The sequence below is a fragment of the Polaribacter sp. genome, assembly GCF_965660385.1.
Lineage (GTDB): Bacteria > Bacteroidota > Bacteroidia > Flavobacteriales > Flavobacteriaceae > Polaribacter.
In genome coordinates this window covers 1-17101 of sequence record NZ_CBFHZT010000022.1, presented here as the reverse complement: position 1 = coordinate 17101, position 17101 = coordinate 1, and the positions used below count along the sequence as shown (strand labels likewise).

Here is a 17101-nt window from a genome sequence, read left to right as displayed (position 1 = left end):
TTATTTATGGCAACATTTTACAAAACAACTATAAAAGAAATAAAACAAGAAACCGCAAATGCGGTTTCTCTTGTTTTTGATATTCCTGAAAATTTAAAATCTAACTTTCAATTTATATCAGGTCAGTACATTACATTAAAAACAGAAATTAACAACGTAGAAGTTAGAAGAGCCTATTCTATTTGCGCTACTCCTAAAAGTGGCGAAATCAGAGTAGCTGTAAAAGCTGTTGAAAATGGTACATTTTCCGTTTATGCAACCACAGAGTTAAAAGTTGGAGATGCTATTGAAATTACTGCTGCTGAAGGTAGGTTTCAACTACAACCTGAAGCTAATAAAAATTATATTGGTTTTGCTGCAGGTTCTGGAATAACGCCTATTTTATCAATGATAAAAAGTGTTTTAGAAAATGAGGCTTCATCAACTTTTACATTAATTTACGGAAATAAATCGATTTCAGACACCATTTTTTATGATGAGTTGTTAACGCTAAATTCAAAATATGAAAATTTTAATTTAGAGTTTGTTTCTAGCAGAGAGCGTCAAGAAAACATGTTATTTGGTAGAATAGATAAACCGTTCACTAATTTTTTTATCAAAAATAAATATAAAGAAATTTCTTTTGATGCCGCTTTTTTATGTGGCCCAGAAGCAATGATTCATACAGTTTCTGATACCCTAAAAGAAGCTGGTTTTGATGATGAAAATATTCATTTCGAGTTATTTACTGTTTCTGTTGATGAAGAAGCAACAGCTGCTATTAAAGAAGGTACCTCTGAAATAACTGTGATGTTAGATGATGAAGAAACTACCTTTATCATGACGCAAACAGACGACATTTTAGCAGCTGCACTGCGTAATGATTTAGACCCTCCTTACTCTTGTCAAGGTGGTGTTTGTAGCTCTTGTTTGGCAAAAGTTACTCAGGGTAATGCAGTAATGAAAAAAAATTCGATTTTAACTGACAGCGAAGTTCAAGAAGGCTTAATTTTAACTTGCCAAGCACATCCAACAACTGCAAAAATCACTATAGATTTCGACGATGTTTAGTCATCATTAAACCTACATTTAAACGTAAAGGATGGTTTTTCCATCCTTTCTTTTTTACGCTTCAATGAAAAAATAGTATTTTTAAACAATGGATATTTACGATTTTAAAAACGCAATTTTAATTGGTTTTTTTATGTCTTTTATGATTGGCCCTGTTTTTTTTATGCTAATACAAACTAGTATTTTAAAGGGTGCAAAAGCTGCAATTACTTTTAATTTAGGAGTTATTTTTGGTGATATTTCTTTCATTTTAATTGCTTATTATGGAAGTAGATCTTTATTAGAAAAAATAAAAGACGATCCTAGACTTTTTTTTATTGGTGGACTGGTACTTATTATTTACGGATTAATTACCTATTTTGACAAAGAGAATAAAAAAGAAGCGATAGCGTCTGCAAAAAATATTGAAGTACCAATTGTGAAAAACAATTATCTTAAACTTTTCTTTAAAGGATATTTTTTAAATTTTATAAATATTGGTGTTTTAGCTTTTTGGCTAGGTACTGTTTTAGTTATAGGCCCTACCTTAAACATGAATCAACAAGCTATTTTTGGATATTTTGGAGTTATTATTATAGCCTATTTCATAACAGATTTAGGTAAGATATTTTTAGCAAAGCAACTCAAAAATAAAATGACACCATCAATAATTTTTAGAATTAAAAAAATAATGGGCATTATATTAATAATTTGTGGTGTGTTTTTAATACTTAAAGGTTTTATACCTAATGAAAAAATTGATGAATTTATTCATTAATTATTTTTAATAAAAGGCATTTTACTTACAAATTTTATATCCAAGAAATTATTCTCTTTTTCATAAAACTCTCATTTAGAACTTTTAATTCAATTTCTAAGCAGGTCATTTACCACTTATTTCCATAATGCCTCAGTTGTAAATGAAAAATGTTTGTTTTACCTAAACATCAGCAAATTTGTAAATCACTAACTTTTTTTAATTCATTTGTTGCTTCTAAACCCTACAACATTTAGGCTTGATTCTTGATTCTCCACAAATACTGACACAAAAAAACCTTTTTAAAATATAAAAACCTCATAATCAAATGATTACGAGGTTTAACAGTTGGCCTACAAGGACTCGAACCTTGAATGACGGTACCAAAAACCGGTGTGTTACCAATTACACCATAGGCCAATGCTTCTTAGCGGATGCAAATTTAACGTATTCTTTTAATTTTGCAAACAATTTTTTATAAAATTTGAATTTAACAAACTTTTATGAAAGTATCATCAACTAGAAAACCTTGCTGAATCGTTATTTATTCATAATTATTAGTAAATTCGCCCACATATAATTCATTACTTTATGACATCAGCAAAATATAAAAAATGGAACATCATTTTAGGATGGGTTACATTTGCTATTGCCTTAGTTACCTATACACTAACTTTAGAGCCTACTGTTAGTGCTTGGGATGTTGGAGAATATATTTCTACAGCTGTAAAGCTTGAAGTTGGCCATCCACCAGGAGCACCACTTTTTCAAATGTTAGGGGCATTTTTTGCAATGTTTACCTCAGATAATGCAGAAATTGCTAAAATGGTAAACTTTATGTCTGCTTTAGCAAGCGCATTTACCATTTTATTTATGTTCTGGACAATAAGTAATTTAGCAAAAAAATTAGCTGCAAAAACCGGTAACATTTCTAAAGGCAAACGTATTGCTATTTTGGGTAGTAGTGTGGTTGGCTCATTAACCTACACGTTTTCTGATAGTTTTTGGTTTAGTGCTGTAGAAGGTGAAGTGTATGCAATGTCATCATTTTTAATGGCATTATTATTTTGGCTAGGTTTAAAATGGGAAAGTGAAATTGAAACCTCTAGAGGCAATAAGTGGTTGGTTTTAATTAGTTTTGTTGTTGGTTTATCTTTTGGAGTTCACATACTTTCATTATTAGTTATCCCAGCAATAGTAATGTTGTATTTCTTTAAAACCTATAAAAACATCAACTTAAAAACAACAGCAATCGCTACAGTTTTTTCTGTTTTAGTGTTAATGTTAGTCTTTAAATTTATCTTCCCTTTTACGCTTAAGTTTTTTAGTGCATCAGAATTGTTTTTTGTAAACTCTGTGGGCTTACCTTTCAATTCTGGAAGTATAATAGCAGCAATTATATTAGTTGCATTATTTATATTCGGATTAAACTTTACCCGAAAAAAACAAAAAGTAACTGCAAATACACTAATCTTATCTGTATTATTTATCATGATTGGGTTTTCTTCTTGGATGATGTTACCTATAAGAGCAAACGCAAACACTACAATCAACGAAAACAACCCTTCAAGTGCTCGTGAATTATTAGCTTATTATGAACGTGAACAATATGGTGATGCGAATGTTTTTTACGATACGTATTATTCTAATAAATACAGTGATGAAAGAGATAGACAAAACCCAACAAGAGATGATAAACCAAAATACGAGAAAAAAGTTGTAAAAGGTAAAGATCGTTATGTAATTGTAAATGTTTACAAAGACATTTTGCCTAATTATTCAGACAAACATAAAGGGTTTATACCAAGAATGGTAAATCCTGCATCCGAAGAAAAATACAAAGCTATTGCAGGCATCCCTGCTAACAGCAAACGTAGACCAACATTTGCAGAGAATATAAAGTTTATGGTTAGCTATCAGTTTGGATACATGTATGGCCGTTATTTTATGTGGAATTTTGTGGGAAGACAAAACGATATTCAAGGAAATTTAGATATTTATAACGGAAATTGGATTAGTGGTATTGATTGGATTGATGAAATAAGACTCGGTTCACAAAAAATGCTACCATGGCAAGCCTTATTAAATAAAGGTAGAAATACTTACTTTTTCTTACCTTTAATTTTAGGCTTAATTGGGCTACTTTATCAAATTAAAAAAGATAAAAATAATTTCTTTACACTCTTTTTATTCTTTGCTTTTACAGGTTTTGCCATAATCTTTTATACAAACCCAAAACCTTTTGAACCAAGAGAACGTGATTACGCTGTTGTAGGAAGCTTTTACATTTTTGCTATTTGGGTAGGTTTTGGAGTACTAGCTTTATATGAATATTTGAAAGATTTTGGATCACGAAAAAGAGTAGCTTTTGCTGTTTCTGTAATTTCCTTGCTAGCTGTCCCAACTTTAATGGCTTATCAAAATTGGGACGATCACGATCGTTCTAACAGATATACAACACGTTTAAATGCACAAGCATATTTAGAAAGTTGCGACCCTAATGCTATTATGTTTACCATTGGTGATAATGATACATTTCCTCTTTGGTACATGCAAGAGGTAGAAGGTATTAGAACCGACATTAAATTGGTGAATACAAGTCTTTTTCAAACAGATTGGTACATAGATCAAATGAAAAGGAAATCTTACAAAGCAGACCCTATTCCATCGCAATTAACACATGATGAATACAAATATGGAACTTTAGATGTTGCCTACTATTTTCAAGAATTATTTCCACAATTAAAAGATTCTGTTTTAGAGTTGGATAATTTTATGAAATGGATTCAAAGCGATAGTAAACGTACTTTTTACGATTTAGATGATGATGGAAATCCTGAAAAAATATTACCAACCAATAAAATTCGTATTCCTGTAAACAAAGAAAATGTATTAAAATATGGCATTGTAGCCCAGAAAGATGCAGATAAAATTGTGCCTTACATAGATATTACTATTGATAGAGCTATTGCAAAAAACACCATTTTAATGCTGGATATTTTAAATAATTTCGATTGGAAACGCCCAATTTACTTTACAGGTGGCTCTAATTCTGATAGCGAATATATTTGGCTTAAAGATTATTTACAACTAGATGGTGTTGCTTTTAAATTGGTACCTATTAAGACACCTACTAAAATTTATGATGCAAACGGACAATTAATTCGTCAATTGAGTTTGTTTGATATTGGTAGAATAGATGCCGAAAAAATGTACGAAAATGTACAAAAATGGGATTGGAGAAATATTAATAATGGTGAAATTTATTTAGATGAACAAACCAAAAGAAATGCCATTTCTTTAAGAAATAGTTTAATGCGCTTATCTGCGGCTTTTGCTAAAGAAGGTGATACCATTAAAGCAGTTGAAGTATTAGATTTATCTTTAGATAAAATGCCAATTGAAGATTTTGATCATTATAGCTTATCTATGGAATACCCAGAAATGTATTACAAACTAGGTGAAGTTAAAAAAGCTAGAAAAACGGCAGAAGATTTAATGCGTTTATTTAGAGAAAAACTAGTTTGGTTCAGCACTTTTGATGTGGATGACTTTGATATGGTTTTTGAAGAATTTGATATGACGTTTAGATATTTATACAGAGGGGTTATTGACCAAGTTGCGCAATATGATAGTGACCAAGAATTGATAAAAGAACTACAAGACGAGTACAATAAAACACTTAGTTTGTTCAACCATATTTTTCCAGAAGAAACTGAAGATATTAAAGAGTAAATTCAAAAAAACCGCAAAGTAACATTTGCGGTTTTTTTTATAAATTATTTTCTTTAAAGATATTTTTGAATAATCTTTATCAATGCATCTGCATTTTTAAAGCCTGTTTCTCGCCATTTCATTTCCCCATCTTTGTAAATCATAAAAGTAGGATTTCCTTTCACCCTTAAGGCATCTGCTAAGGTCTCGTTTTTTTTAATATCAATTTTTATAACTTTTGCGCTATCACCCATTGCAGCTGCAACATCTCTTAAGGTATTTATAGAACTTTCTACCTCATCATAATCTGCATAAAAATCGATTAAAACAGGTTTGTTGATACTAATTAAATCTCCAAATTTTGCCATATTAAAATATTTAAAAGAAAAACAGCCAGGTATTTTGCATCACTTTACACAAATATAGCAAAATTGTACAACTAAACTGATTATCAAGTCTTTTTCAACTCAATAACTGTAATTTCTGGCCAAATCCCTACTCTACCAGGAAAAGCATGATACCCAAAACCTCTATTTACATTTATATAACGTCCATATTCTTGATACAAACCTGCCCATTGTTTGTACACAAATTGAGAAGGACTAAATCTAAATCCAGGAATTTCTATACCCATTTGTAAACCATGCGTATGACCACTTAAAGTTAAGTGATAATTAAAATCGTCCTTTTTTACCTTTTCTTGCCAATGGCTAGGATCGTGACTCATTAAAATTTTAAAATCTTCTTTTTTAATATTTGCTGATGCTTTTGCCAAGTCACCAGCTTGATTGAATCCTTTTCCCCAATTTTCTACCCCTAAAAGCGCTATTTGTTGTCCGTCTTTTTCTAAATAACGATGCTCATCTAACAACAAATCAAAACCAATTTTTTGATGAATTTTCTTTACATCTTCAAAATTTTTCACTTTATCTTCAGGCGATTTCCAATCCATATAATCGCCATAATCATGGTTCCCTAAAATAGCATACTTGCCTTCTTTTGCCTTTAATTGTGCAAAAACGTCAATCCAATTATCCATTTCATCAGCCTTATTATTTACAATATCACCTGTAAATAATAGCAAATCCGATTGTTGTTCATTAATTAAATCAACACCATATTGTATTTTTTCTTTGTTGGTAAAACTACCTGAATGAATATCTGATATTTGAGTAATCGTATATCCATCAAAAGCTTCAGGTAAATCATCAAAAACAAGTTGGTATTTTATCACCTTATAATTGTATTTACCTTGAACAATTCCGTAGATAAAAGACATAAAAGGAATGGATGCAATACCCAAAGCCAATTGCGATATAAACTTTCTTCTTCCTACCAAAGGTTGCGTTTCTGAACTTGAAATTGCAGAAATTGCTTTTACAATCCATCTATAAACATCTTCTCCAAAAAGCACCAAAATAACAAACAATTTTGGTATTGAAAACGTTAGTAAAACACCCATTGCCATTTGAAATTGTGGTGTTTGCCCTTTTGATCTATCGTAGGTAAGAATAGTCACAAAAAAGTAGATATACACTGCAATACTAAGTGCTAAAAAAGAAAATCGTATCCATTTATTTGCGCTAATTGTTTTAAAAGCCTGAAATGTGTAAATTTCTACAATAACGATTAAAACAACTAAAATAAGAACTGGTATCAACCAACGAGGCATAAGCTAAATTTTAAAAAATAAACAAAGGTAAACGTTAAAAAACGAATGATTTTTAACAAGGTGTTAAAGTTTTTAGTAGTTTTATAGAATAATTTTTAATCTCTTATGGATGCTATTGTTGCTTTTTTCGAGAACCTAACCAGTTTACAGAAGTTAATTTGGATTGTAAGTTGCTTAACCATTTTTTGGGTTTTAGAAGGTGTTTATCCTTTAAAAAAACATCAGTATAATAAATGGAAACATGCTAAAACAAATTTTGTTTTGTTATTATCTACAATGCTTATCAATGTGATTTTTGGCATTATAACTGTAGGTGTTTTTCTGTGGATAGAAACTAGTAATTTTGGCTTACTGAATATGGTAAATTGGCCTGTTTGGGTAGAAATTATCTTAGCGATTATGATTTTAGATTTTACCTCACAATACTTGGTGCATTATTTACTGCACAAAGTACCTTTTATGTGGCGTTTTCACACAGTTCATCATAGTGATACTCATGTAGATGTTACCTCTGGCACTAGGCATCATCCTATAGATTTTATTTTTAGAGAAACCTTTGCTTTAATCGGAGTAATTATTGCGGGTTTACCTGTTTCTTACTATTTAATGTACAGAATTCTAACTGTGCTTTTTACCTATTTTTCGCATGCGGATATTAGTTTACCCATAAAATTGGACAAAGCCATTAGCTATGTATTTATTTCGCCAAATACGCATAAATTTCATCATCATCATGTAATGCCTTGGACAGATACCAATTTCGGGAATATCTTTTCTATTTGGGATCGTATTTTCGGAACCTTTATTTACAAAGACACAAAAGACATTGTATATGGCGTTGATATTTTAGACGCAGAAAAAGCTGATGATATTGTATATCAACTAAAAGCTCCTTTTCAAAAAGGTTTAAAATCTGCTGAATATAAAGGGGATTTTTGAAAACGTCTCGATACAAAATTTCTGAAAAAGAAATTTAACTTGAAGTGAGAGTATGTTCATTGATACGCTTAATGCGTGTTGTCAGTTCGAGTGATTTCGACTTTTTTGGAGAAATTGTATCGAGAACTTGTTAAGAGATCATCTAAAAAACTATGAAAATATATTACGTTTACATAATAAAATGTGCCGATAAAACTTATTATACAGGACTTACTTCAAATTTAGAAAACAGAATTAAAGAACATCAATTAGGCAAACATCAAGAAAGCTATACTTATAAAAGAAGGCCTTTAAAATTAGCTTTCTACTGTGAATTTACTGAAGTTGGTTTTGCAATTGATTGGGAAAAAAGAATTAAAAAATGGTCTAGAGCAAAAAAGGAAGCTTTAATAAATGAAGAGTTTAAAAAACTTCCTAATTTAGCAAAAAAGAAATTTAAATAAAAATCTTAATTTTCAAAAACTTCTCGATACAAAATTTCTGAAAAAGAAATTTCACTCGAAGTGACAGTATGTTTATCAATACTCATAATAAATTATGTCAGTTCGAGTGATTTTTGAGGAACGAAAAAATTGTATCGAGAACATACTAGTTATTTCTAATGAGCAATTTCACACACATCAACAAAAAAGGAAACCCTAAAATGGTAAATGTTTCTGATAAGAAAATTACCAAAAGAACCGCTATTGCAAAAGCAACAATGTTTCTAGGAAAAGAAGTAATTGCTCATTTTACAAATGATGAGTTAATTACAAAAAAAGGCCCCGTTTTTCAAACAGCAATTATTGCCGGAATTCAAGGTGTTAAAAAAACTTCAGACCTTATTCCTATGTGTCATCCATTATTAATTAATGGTATTAATATTGACATTAATATAATTGATCACGAAAACATTGAAGCGCTTTGTAAAGTAACCATTACAGGTAAAACTGGCGTAGAAATGGAGGCCTTAACAGGTGCAAATATTACGTGTTTAACCATTTATGATATGTGCAAAAGCATCAGCCAGAAAATGGTAATTAAAGAGGTGAAATTATTAGAAAAAACTGGTGGAAAATCGGATATTAAAAATTAAGATTGTCATTTCAAATAAAACGTAGTAGAGTTGAGAAATCTCTAAATGATTAACTTGAGACTTCTCCTTAAAGTGGAAATGACATTCAAAAAAGACACTGAAACAAATTCAGCATGAAAAAACATCAAAAACATACAAATTTAGAAAGACGAAATAACGATAATTTTGCGCCGAACGAAATTGCTTTTTTAGGTACAAATTGTGGAAATATTTCTGATTTAGTAAGCAAACTATCCAAAAGATTATCGAATTACAAATTAGCGTATTTTGATGCTTCACATGCAAAAAATGTAGATGACCATATAATTTCAGCATACACTTTTCACCATCAAGGAAACTTGCAAATTACTACTTCTGGAACTGTAAATAAGTTTGCACAACGTTTACAATTTGCACAATACGATTATGTATTTATCAATGGAAACCATTATCAAGGTGCAAAGCAAATCTTAATTTTAGATGAAGCAAAAGAAGCCTCGGTTTTAAAGAGATTAACGCAACTGAATAACCTTCAATTTATTATAAAGCTACAATCAGAAACAAAGTATTTCAATTTTTTAGAAGAAAAATACCCTCAGATTAAAAACTTAAATTGTTACACTATTGATGAAGTTGATAAGATTTCCAATCATATTAACAACTTAATCCAAGAAAAAATTGCACCTGTCAAAGGATTGGTTTTAGTAGGCGGAAAAAGTACGAGAATGGGGCAAGATAAAGCCCAACTTGATTATTTTGGAAAACCGCAAAAAGTAGTAGCTAAAGAATTATTAGAAAATAACAATTTGGAAACTTTTTATTCAGTTCAGAATTCTTCAGAAAGTGAACAAGAAATTTCTGATAAATTTATAAATCTCGGTCCTTTTGGAGGCATTTGTTCGGCTTTTCAAAAAGATCCAAATTCTGCTTGGTTTGTTTTAGCTACAGATTTACCTTTTCTAACTGAAGATTTGATAACGTTAGTTTTGCAAAAAAGAAACCCTGCAAAAACAGCCACAGCTATTAAAGGAAAAAACAAGGAATTTGTGGAGCCCTTAATTACCATTTACGAGCCAAAAGCGTATCCTCTTTTATTACAATATTTAGCACAGGGGTATTCTTGCTCTCGTAAAATGTTAATCAATGCTGATGTTGAAATTGTAGAAATTGATGATGATTTAATACGAAATATAAATACTCCTGAAGAGTTTGAAGCTGCAAAAAAGGAGATAAATGATTAAGTCTGTTATTCCTGCCTTCGCAGGAATGACAAGTAGCATTGAAATAAATGTATTATAAAAATGAAACCCACAACAAATCAACTTTTTGAACGACAAATCACCTTATCTGAAATAGGTGAAGTTGGGCAACAAAAACTACAAAACGCTTCTGTTTTGGTGGTTGGTTGTGGTGGTTTAGGAAGTCCGATTGCAGTATATTTGGCTTCAAGTGGTGTTGGAAAATTGCATTTGGTGGATTTTGATACGGTTGATATTACCAATTTGCACAGACAGGTTTTTTACAGTTTGGAAGATGTTGGAAAACCAAAAACCGAAATTTTACGTAAATTTATAAAAGGTAGAGCACCTTTTACAGAAGTTAAAACTATTAACAAGGCAATTACAAAAGAAAACGTTTTTGACTTTATTGATGCTGTAGATCTTGTAGTTGATGGCACAGATTCTTTACCCACAAAATATGTATTGAATGATGCTTGCGTGCTTAAAAACAAACCTTTAGTGTATGGTTCTTTGTATAAGTTTGATGGCTATGTTGCTACATTTAATGTAAAGCAAAAAGATGGCAGTTACTCCGCTAATTTAAGAGATGCTTTTCCAGAAATGGCCACTGATATTCCTAATTGTGAAGAAGCTGGTACTTTAAATGCCATTGTTGGTGTTATTGCCACATTACAGGTTAATGAAGTTTTAAAAATTATTACGGATATTGAAAAACCGTTAACAAACGAATTACTGATTTACAATTCGCTTAGAAACACACAATTAAAAATGAAGTTAAAACCTGTTTTTACAAAAGATAAAATTGCAAAAATATTTAAGGTACAAACTTATGTTGATGTTGCTTGTTCTGGTCAAAATACTGATTGGCAAATTGCTCCTGAAGATTTAAAACAAAAATTATTATCCAAAGAACAATCGAGAAATCTCGAAATTATTGCTGTTTTAGAAAATTTAAAATTGCCTTTTAAAGTAAATCAAACCATACATATCAGTAAATTTGATGCAAAAAAAATTAACATAGACGCTTCTAAAACCTATGTAATGGTTTGCCAAAGAGGATTCAATAGTTATAGAGCCACAGAAAAAATGAAAAAACAGTATCCAGATTTAGAAGTCCTAAATTTAACTGGCGGAATTTCAAGTTATGAATAATCTATTAGCATTTTACAACCAACAAAAAGCTGATTTAGAGCAGCAATCTTTAGAATTTAAAAACAAAATTTTTAATCTTGCTATCTTACGATTTGCTGTTTTTTTAATCACTTGCTTTTTAGTGTATCTTACTTTTGATGATTATTTTACTGTATTCATCACAATATTTTTAGGGATTGTGTTTTTTACTTTTTTGGTATTTCAACACATCAATCTTAAAAGAAAAAAAGCAATTGTTGATAAAAAAATCAATATAAACAGCACTGAAATTGACGTTTTAAAAAGAAATTTTCATCATTTAGCTACAGGAAACGAATTTGCAAACCCAACACATTTTTTTAGTAATGATATTGATTTATTTGGCAAAGGTTCATTTTTTCAGTACATCAACAGAACAGCCACGCTTGATGGAAAAACAGCTTTATCTCAATTACTAACTGCAAATACCATTGATGCTATAGTTGAGAAACAAAATGCTATTGATGAACTATCGGAAAAAGTAACCTGGAGACAGCACTTTTCTGCTTTAGCAAGTTTGGTTTCTGTAAAAAACAACTCTACTGCTATTGTATCTTGGTTATTGAACTACGCTCCTATTTTCCCAAAATATTTATCAAAAATTCAGCTTGGTTTTTCAATCATTTCAATACTACTAATTGGTTTGATTTCTTTCGGATTCATTTCTTTTTCCTTTTTAACAGCATGGTTTTTTATGGGTCTTTTTATTACAGGTAAATTCATAAAAAAAAGCAGTAATCTATATGCAGAAACAGAAAAAATCAGAGAAACGTTTAAACAATATCATCAACTTTTAAATGAAATTGAGCAAGCACATTTTACATCAAAACATTTAGTTGATAAACAAAAAACCATTCAATCGGAAAACAAAAAAGCTTCCTTAATTTTTAAAGAGTTTTCTAAAATCTTAGATGCTTTTGACAATCGAAACAATATTATTATTGCTGTTTTAGGAAATGGTTTATTTCTTTGGGAAATCGCCAACGCTTGTAAAGTAGAAAAATGGATAACTAACTACAAACATATTGTAGAAAAATGGTTTGAAGTTGTGGCGTATTTTGATGCTCAAAACGCATTAGGGAATTTTAAATTTAATCATCCCAACTTTATTTTCCCTAAAATCTCGGCATCAAAAAACACCATAAAATCGAAAAATTTGGGACATCCTTTACTAGATTCAACTAAAAGGATTGATAATGATTTTACCATTGATAATGAACAGTTTTTTATTGTTACTGGTGCAAATATGGCTGGAAAAAGCACATTTTTAAGAACCGTTTCGCTATCTATTGTTATGGCTAATTGTGGTTTACCTGTTTGTGCTGAGCGTTTTGAATATACACCTATAAAATTAATTACAAGTATGCGAACTACAGATTCACTTACCGAAGATGCATCGTATTTTTACTCAGAATTAAAGCGTTTAAAATTTATTGTTGATGAAATAGACCTTAACAATGCTGGTAAAAAATACTTTATCATTTTAGATGAAATTTTAAAAGGCACCAACAGTAAAGACAAAGCTACTGGCTCTAAAAAATTTGTAGAAAAACTCACAAAATCGAAATCAACAGGAATAATTGCCACACATGATGTAAGTTTATGCGAATTAGAGAATGAATTTTCAACAATAAAAAACTACTATTTTGATGCTGAAATCATAAACAATGAGTTGCATTTTGATTATACTTTTAAAAAGGGTATTTGTAAAAATATGAATGCTTCTTTTTTATTACAGAAAATGGAAATTGTATAATTTATGAACTTAAAAGACCTCACAGGTTTTTAAAACCTGTGAGGTCTAGTTATTTTTCCACTCTAAACTTTCATCTAAAGGTTGGTGCTCGTTTCTATAGAGTACCGTAACTTATTGTAACTCGTCAGAGACGAGCGAGAGCGGTTGCGTGCACAGAAATGATAAACAATAATGTTTTTCTATGCGTTATTAAATGGACTTCTTCCACTCTAAAGTTTCAATTAAATGTAAAATATCACTTTTAATATAGGCTACTGCAGGTAAAATGGAATCGTAATTGGGTTTTGCATAAAAATACAACGAACCTTTTATAAAATGATGGGTACTATCTGTAACATGAAATTGCAATTGAGAAGCTGCATTTCCTGTAATTTCATATAAACTACCAAAAACGCGGTTTTTGGTATTTACAAAATCTTTTGGGATAATCTGTTCTGCTTTTACAGCATGTTTAAATACCAATTTTTCAGCTTCGGTTAACAATTCTTTCATATTATTTTGTATTGGCCTGTAGGTAATATCAATAGACGCTTTTAACGTTGGATATTTAATTTTTAACCAATTATTTTTATCATCAATAATGGTGGTGTTTTTAAGAACATTAAACGTATAAGGTCTTTTAAGTGGTAGTTTCTTATAGGATTTCTTTGGATATTCTAAACTCAAATAAGCTTTGGGTTTTGGCAAAACATCTTCATCACAAGAAATAAGGAGCACAAAAAGGAAAAAAAGAGAAAAGATTTTAGGCATTTCGAGTCGCTTTTACATGTTTAATTCGTTTTTTTTGTAACGCTTCTATGGTAAACGTATAATTCTTAAAGTTTATTTTATCGCCCTTTTTAGGAAATTTTCCAGAAACCTCTAAAATAAAACCTGCTAAAGTTTCACTTTCGCCTTTTTCATCTTCAAAAATTGCTTCATCTTCATCATCAAAAACTCTGCAAAAATCTTTTATGGTAGTTTTACCTTCAAAAATATAATTGTTGGCATCAACTTTAGAGTATTGTAAATCGTCGTCATCAAATTCGTCATTAATATCACCCACAATTTCTTCAATAACATCTTCTAAAGTAACCAAACCACTGGTTCCTCCATATTCATCAACAACAATCGCCAAGTGATTTTTACGCGCTCTAAAATCATCTAACAAATCATCTAACTTCTTATTTTCTGGCACAAAAAAAGCTTCTCGCAACAAATTTTGCCATTTAAAATTTTTCTTATTTAAATGTGCTAATAAATCTTTGGCGTACAAAACACCAATAATATTATCTATACTTTCTTTGTACACAGGATTTCGAGAATATCCATTTTCAAGAATTTTTTGAAGTACGATTTCATAATCTTCATCATCAGAAAGTGAAAAAATATCGATTCTGGGTTTCATGATTTGCACAGTTTCTGTATTCCCAAAATTTACAATACCTTCTAAAATTTTTTGTTCGTCTTTGGTTGTAGCGCCTTCTGATGTTAATTCTAACGCTTGTGATAACGTTTCTACAGAAAAACTAGAGTTTTTATTCCCTAATTTTTTTTCAATGAGTTTTGTAATAAATATTAAAGGTGTACTAAATGGAGTTAAGATAACATTTACAATATTAATAAATTTAGACATTAACCTAGAAAACCGAAGCGCATTTCTTGATGCGTACACTTTTGGCAAAACTTCACCAAATAGTAAAATTAAAAATGTAACTAAAATTACTTCAATAAAAAAGCGGATAGAAACCGTAAAAAGATACACATTTAGTTGATAGTCAAAATCGCCAAACAATGTTTCTGCTAAAGAAGCGAATAATAAAACGATTAAAATATTAATAAAATTATTGGTAATTAAAATCGTTGCCAGTAATTTTCTTGGTCTTTCTAATAAAGTTACAATAATGTTTTCATTTTTACCTTCGTTAGAAAGTTCATTTAAATCGGTTTGAGATAATGAAAAAAAAGCAACTTCTGTACCTGATATTAGTGCAGAGCCAATTAATAAAACTAATAGGGCTAAAATATTTATTGATGTTAAAAAATCAATTGAAGCTAAAAAAAGAAATAAAGGTTCAGGATCTGGATCCAAGATTAAAATATTTTGTTAAGTATACGATTCATTAAAATGGTAAATCATCATTCTCTTCCTCAGCTACCGATTTTGGTTGTGCTACAGGAGCTTGATTTTGTTGTGGTTGATTAGGGTTCATTTCGTTTCTTTTGGTAGAAAGCATCGTCATTTCATTCACTTGAACTTCTGTTGAGTAACGCTTTACACCATCTTGTTCCCACTGGCGATTTTTTAGTTTCCCCTCTACATACACCTTATCACCTTTGCTTAAATACTTTTCGCAAACTTTTGCCAAACCATTTCTAACTACAATATTATGCCAATCTGTATTAGTGATTTTTTCTCCTGTTTGCTTGTTCGTATAACTCTCTGAGGTTGCAATAGGAAAACGTCCAACACAATTTTGATCATCGAAATAATGCATTTTTACATCATCTCCTAAATTACCAATTAATATTACTTTATTTATTGTTCCTGCCATAGCGTATCATTTATACATCAAAAGTACTAAAAATATCAATTACTTTTAGGGTCAAAATCTTCTAAAAAATTTCCAATTAATACAGGTACAGGGTAATCTTGAATATCTGACCATTTTATTTTTGCTGATGATAAATAATCGGTTTCTACAATCCAAAATTGTGTGTACAAATGTTGATGGGATAATTTATGTACGATTTCTTTTTTGTTGAATAGAGCAATTGTAGTTTCTTCTGGAAACAAATCATCAAATTCTTTGGATGCCATCAATGCATCTTTATCCAATATTTTATCACTTTCAATTAAAGGAAACTGAAACAAACCTTGCCAAATGCCTTTTCCTTTTCTTTCAGAAAGAATAGTTTTATCATTACCTGTTTTAATCACCAAAAAATTAAAATACCGCTTTTTTACTTTTACTTTTTTTTCTTTTACAGGCAATTTATCTATTAAATTGTTTTGAAACGCTACACAACTTTCTGAAAGTGGACAAAACAAACATAGTGGTTTTTTGGGCTTACATTGTATTGCCCCAAATTCCATAATGGCTTGGTTGTAGTTTGCAGGTTGTTTTTTATCAATTAAGGTTTCTGCCAAAGCTTTAAACTCTTTAATTCCTTTTGATGAATTAATAGCGGTTTCAAGACCAAAATACCTTGATAAAACCCTATAAACGTTGCCATCTACAACTGCTGTAGGTTCATTAAAAGCAAAAGATGCAATTGCAGAAGCTGTATAATCTCCAATACCTTTTAATTTAATAAGTTCTTTATAAGTTGATGGAAACTTGCCATTTAACTCGTTAGAAATGTATTTTGCAGTAAAATGTAAATTTCTTGCTCTTGAGTAATACCCTAAACCTTGCCACATTTTTAATACGGTACTTTCATCTGCTTTTGCAAGGTCAAAAACTGTTGGAAAAGCAGTTGTAAACTTGTTATAATAGGCTAAACTTTGGGCAACTCTGGTTTGTTGTAACATAATTTCTGACAGCCAAATAAAATAAGGGTTCTTAGTTTTACGCCAAGGTAAATCTCTCTTGTTTTGTAAGTACCAGTAAACTAAAGTGTTAGAAAATTTCATTGCTTAAAAATAGATTTGCAATATTACATCATAAAATTCACATAATTTTAGTTGTTTAAGTTTTTGGAATTGATTAATTATCATATATTTGCATCCGCATTTTTGAAAGTTAATTAATAAAAACATAGTAAAAATAGAGACATGACGAAAGCA

At 30.2% G+C, this 17101-nt stretch carries 15 protein-coding genes and 1 tRNA gene; 9 read left to right on the top strand and 7 right to left on the bottom strand.

Annotated elements, in window-relative coordinates:
* The first annotated feature begins 6 nt into the window (after nt 1–6).
* Both ACTG3V_RS08470 and ACTG3V_RS08465 read left to right on the top strand, forming a co-directional pair.
* Complete coding sequence (locus tag ACTG3V_RS08470) at nt 7–1050, top strand: 2Fe-2S iron-sulfur cluster-binding protein (protein WP_439131727.1); 1044 nt, start codon at nt 7–9, stop codon at nt 1048–1050.
* Between the two features lie 88 nt (nt 1051–1138).
* On the top strand, nt 1139–1807 hold the full coding sequence (locus ACTG3V_RS08465) for a LysE family translocator (RefSeq protein WP_439131726.1): 669 nt from the start codon (nt 1139–1141) through the stop codon (nt 1805–1807).
* 327 nt (nt 1808–2134) lie between these two features.
* Here the strand turns inward: ACTG3V_RS08465 and ACTG3V_RS08460 are convergent.
* A tRNA-Gln gene (locus tag ACTG3V_RS08460) sits at nt 2135–2206 on the bottom strand.
* Between the two features lie 171 nt (nt 2207–2377).
* Here ACTG3V_RS08460 and ACTG3V_RS08455 point away from each other — a divergent pair.
* Nucleotides 2378–5521: a glycosyltransferase family 117 protein gene (locus ACTG3V_RS08455; RefSeq protein WP_439131725.1), complete on the top strand. Its 3144-nt coding sequence runs from the start codon at nt 2378–2380 to the stop codon at nt 5519–5521.
* Between the two features lie 53 nt (nt 5522–5574).
* Here ACTG3V_RS08455 and ACTG3V_RS08450 read toward each other — a convergent pair whose 3' ends face one another.
* A complete protein-coding gene (locus ACTG3V_RS08450) occupies nt 5575–5868 on the bottom strand; it encodes a thioredoxin family protein (RefSeq protein ID WP_439131724.1) in 294 nt (97 codons plus the stop codon).
* Nucleotides 5869–5951: 83 nt separating this feature from the next.
* Complete coding sequence (locus ACTG3V_RS08445) at nt 5952–7172, bottom strand: metallophosphoesterase (RefSeq protein ID WP_439131723.1); 1221 nt, start codon at nt 7170–7172, stop codon at nt 5952–5954.
* Between the two features lie 105 nt (nt 7173–7277).
* Here ACTG3V_RS08445 and ACTG3V_RS08440 point away from each other — a divergent pair, with 105 nt between their 5' ends.
* The 6 genes from ACTG3V_RS08440 (at nt 7278) to ACTG3V_RS08415 (ending at nt 13332) form a co-directional block, all read left to right on the top strand.
* Nucleotides 7278–8111, top strand: coding sequence for a sterol desaturase family protein (locus ACTG3V_RS08440; protein WP_439131722.1), 834 nt, complete (start codon nt 7278–7280; stop codon nt 8109–8111).
* A 152-nt stretch (nt 8112–8263) separates the two neighbouring features.
* Nucleotides 8264–8554: a GIY-YIG nuclease family protein gene (locus ACTG3V_RS08435; protein ID WP_439131721.1), complete on the top strand. Its 291-nt coding sequence runs from the start codon at nt 8264–8266 to the stop codon at nt 8552–8554.
* A gap of 158 nt (nt 8555–8712) precedes the next feature.
* Nucleotides 8713–9186, top strand: a complete 474-nt coding sequence (gene moaC, locus ACTG3V_RS08430) for a cyclic pyranopterin monophosphate synthase MoaC (protein ID WP_439131720.1) — start codon at nt 8713–8715, stop codon at nt 9184–9186.
* Nucleotides 9187–9299: 113 nt separating this feature from the next.
* Nucleotides 9300–10406 (top strand): NTP transferase domain-containing protein, encoded by a 1107-nt coding sequence (locus ACTG3V_RS08425; RefSeq protein WP_439131719.1) that lies wholly within the window; start codon nt 9300–9302, stop codon nt 10404–10406.
* 60 nt (nt 10407–10466) lie between these two features.
* Nucleotides 10467–11558, top strand: a complete 1092-nt coding sequence (locus tag ACTG3V_RS08420) for a HesA/MoeB/ThiF family protein (protein ID WP_439131718.1) — start codon at nt 10467–10469, stop codon at nt 11556–11558.
* Nucleotides 11551–13332, top strand: a complete 1782-nt coding sequence (locus tag ACTG3V_RS08415) for a MutS-related protein (protein WP_439131717.1) — start codon at nt 11551–11553, stop codon at nt 13330–13332. The genes ACTG3V_RS08420 and ACTG3V_RS08415 overlap by 8 nt, the downstream gene beginning before the upstream one ends.
* A 189-nt stretch (nt 13333–13521) precedes the next feature.
* Here the strand turns inward: ACTG3V_RS08415 and gldD are convergent, their stop codons facing one another.
* The 4 genes from gldD to mutY are packed head-to-tail and all read right to left on the bottom strand — an operon-like array spanning nt 13522 to nt 16948.
* Nucleotides 13522–14082 (bottom strand): gliding motility lipoprotein GldD, encoded by a 561-nt coding sequence (gene gldD / locus ACTG3V_RS08410; RefSeq protein WP_439131716.1) that lies wholly within the window; start codon nt 14080–14082, stop codon nt 13522–13524.
* Nucleotides 14075–15403 carry a gliding motility-associated protein GldE gene (gene gldE / locus ACTG3V_RS08405; RefSeq protein ID WP_439131715.1) on the bottom strand — a complete coding sequence of 443 codons (1329 nt, stop codon included), beginning with the start codon at nt 15401–15403 and terminating at the stop codon, nt 14075–14077. The genes gldD and gldE overlap by 8 nt, the downstream gene beginning before the upstream one ends.
* Nucleotides 15404–15434: 31 nt before the next feature.
* On the bottom strand, nt 15435–15866 hold the full coding sequence (locus tag ACTG3V_RS08400) for a single-stranded DNA-binding protein (RefSeq protein ID WP_439131714.1): 432 nt from the start codon (nt 15864–15866) through the stop codon (nt 15435–15437).
* A gap of 35 nt (nt 15867–15901) precedes the next feature.
* Nucleotides 15902–16948, bottom strand: a complete 1047-nt coding sequence (gene mutY, locus ACTG3V_RS08395) for an A/G-specific adenine glycosylase (protein WP_439131713.1) — start codon at nt 16946–16948, stop codon at nt 15902–15904.
* Nucleotides 16949–17101: the final 153 nt, after the last annotated feature.

Bases quoted from the DNA above. Each gene is read 5' to 3' on its own strand.
- ACTG3V_RS08470 (WP_439131727.1), top strand. From the start codon at position 7: ATGGCAACATTTTACAAAACAACTATAAAAGAAATAAAACAAGAAACC.
- ACTG3V_RS08465 (WP_439131726.1), top strand. From the start codon at position 1,139: ATGGATATTTACGATTTTAAAAACGCAATTTTAATTGGTTTTTTTATG.
- ACTG3V_RS08455 (WP_439131725.1), top strand. From the start codon at position 2,378: ATGACATCAGCAAAATATAAAAAATGGAACATCATTTTAGGATGGGTT.
- ACTG3V_RS08450 (WP_439131724.1), bottom strand. From the start codon at position 5,868: ATGGCAAAATTTGGAGATTTAATTAGTATCAACAAACCTGTTTTAATC.
- ACTG3V_RS08445 (WP_439131723.1), bottom strand. From the start codon at position 7,172: ATGCCTCGTTGGTTGATACCAGTTCTTATTTTAGTTGTTTTAATCGTT.
- ACTG3V_RS08440 (WP_439131722.1), top strand. From the start codon at position 7,278: ATGGATGCTATTGTTGCTTTTTTCGAGAACCTAACCAGTTTACAGAAG.
- ACTG3V_RS08435 (WP_439131721.1), top strand. From the start codon at position 8,264: ATGAAAATATATTACGTTTACATAATAAAATGTGCCGATAAAACTTAT.
- moaC (WP_439131720.1), top strand. From the start codon at position 8,713: ATGAGCAATTTCACACACATCAACAAAAAAGGAAACCCTAAAATGGTA.
- ACTG3V_RS08425 (WP_439131719.1), top strand. From the start codon at position 9,300: ATGAAAAAACATCAAAAACATACAAATTTAGAAAGACGAAATAACGAT.
- ACTG3V_RS08420 (WP_439131718.1), top strand. From the start codon at position 10,467: ATGAAACCCACAACAAATCAACTTTTTGAACGACAAATCACCTTATCT.
- ACTG3V_RS08415 (WP_439131717.1), top strand. From the start codon at position 11,551: ATGAATAATCTATTAGCATTTTACAACCAACAAAAAGCTGATTTAGAG.
- gldD (WP_439131716.1), bottom strand. From the start codon at position 14,082: ATGCCTAAAATCTTTTCTCTTTTTTTCCTTTTTGTGCTCCTTATTTCT.
- ACTG3V_RS08400 (WP_439131714.1), bottom strand. From the start codon at position 15,866: ATGGCAGGAACAATAAATAAAGTAATATTAATTGGTAATTTAGGAGAT.
- mutY (WP_439131713.1), bottom strand. From the start codon at position 16,948: ATGAAATTTTCTAACACTTTAGTTTACTGGTACTTACAAAACAAGAGA.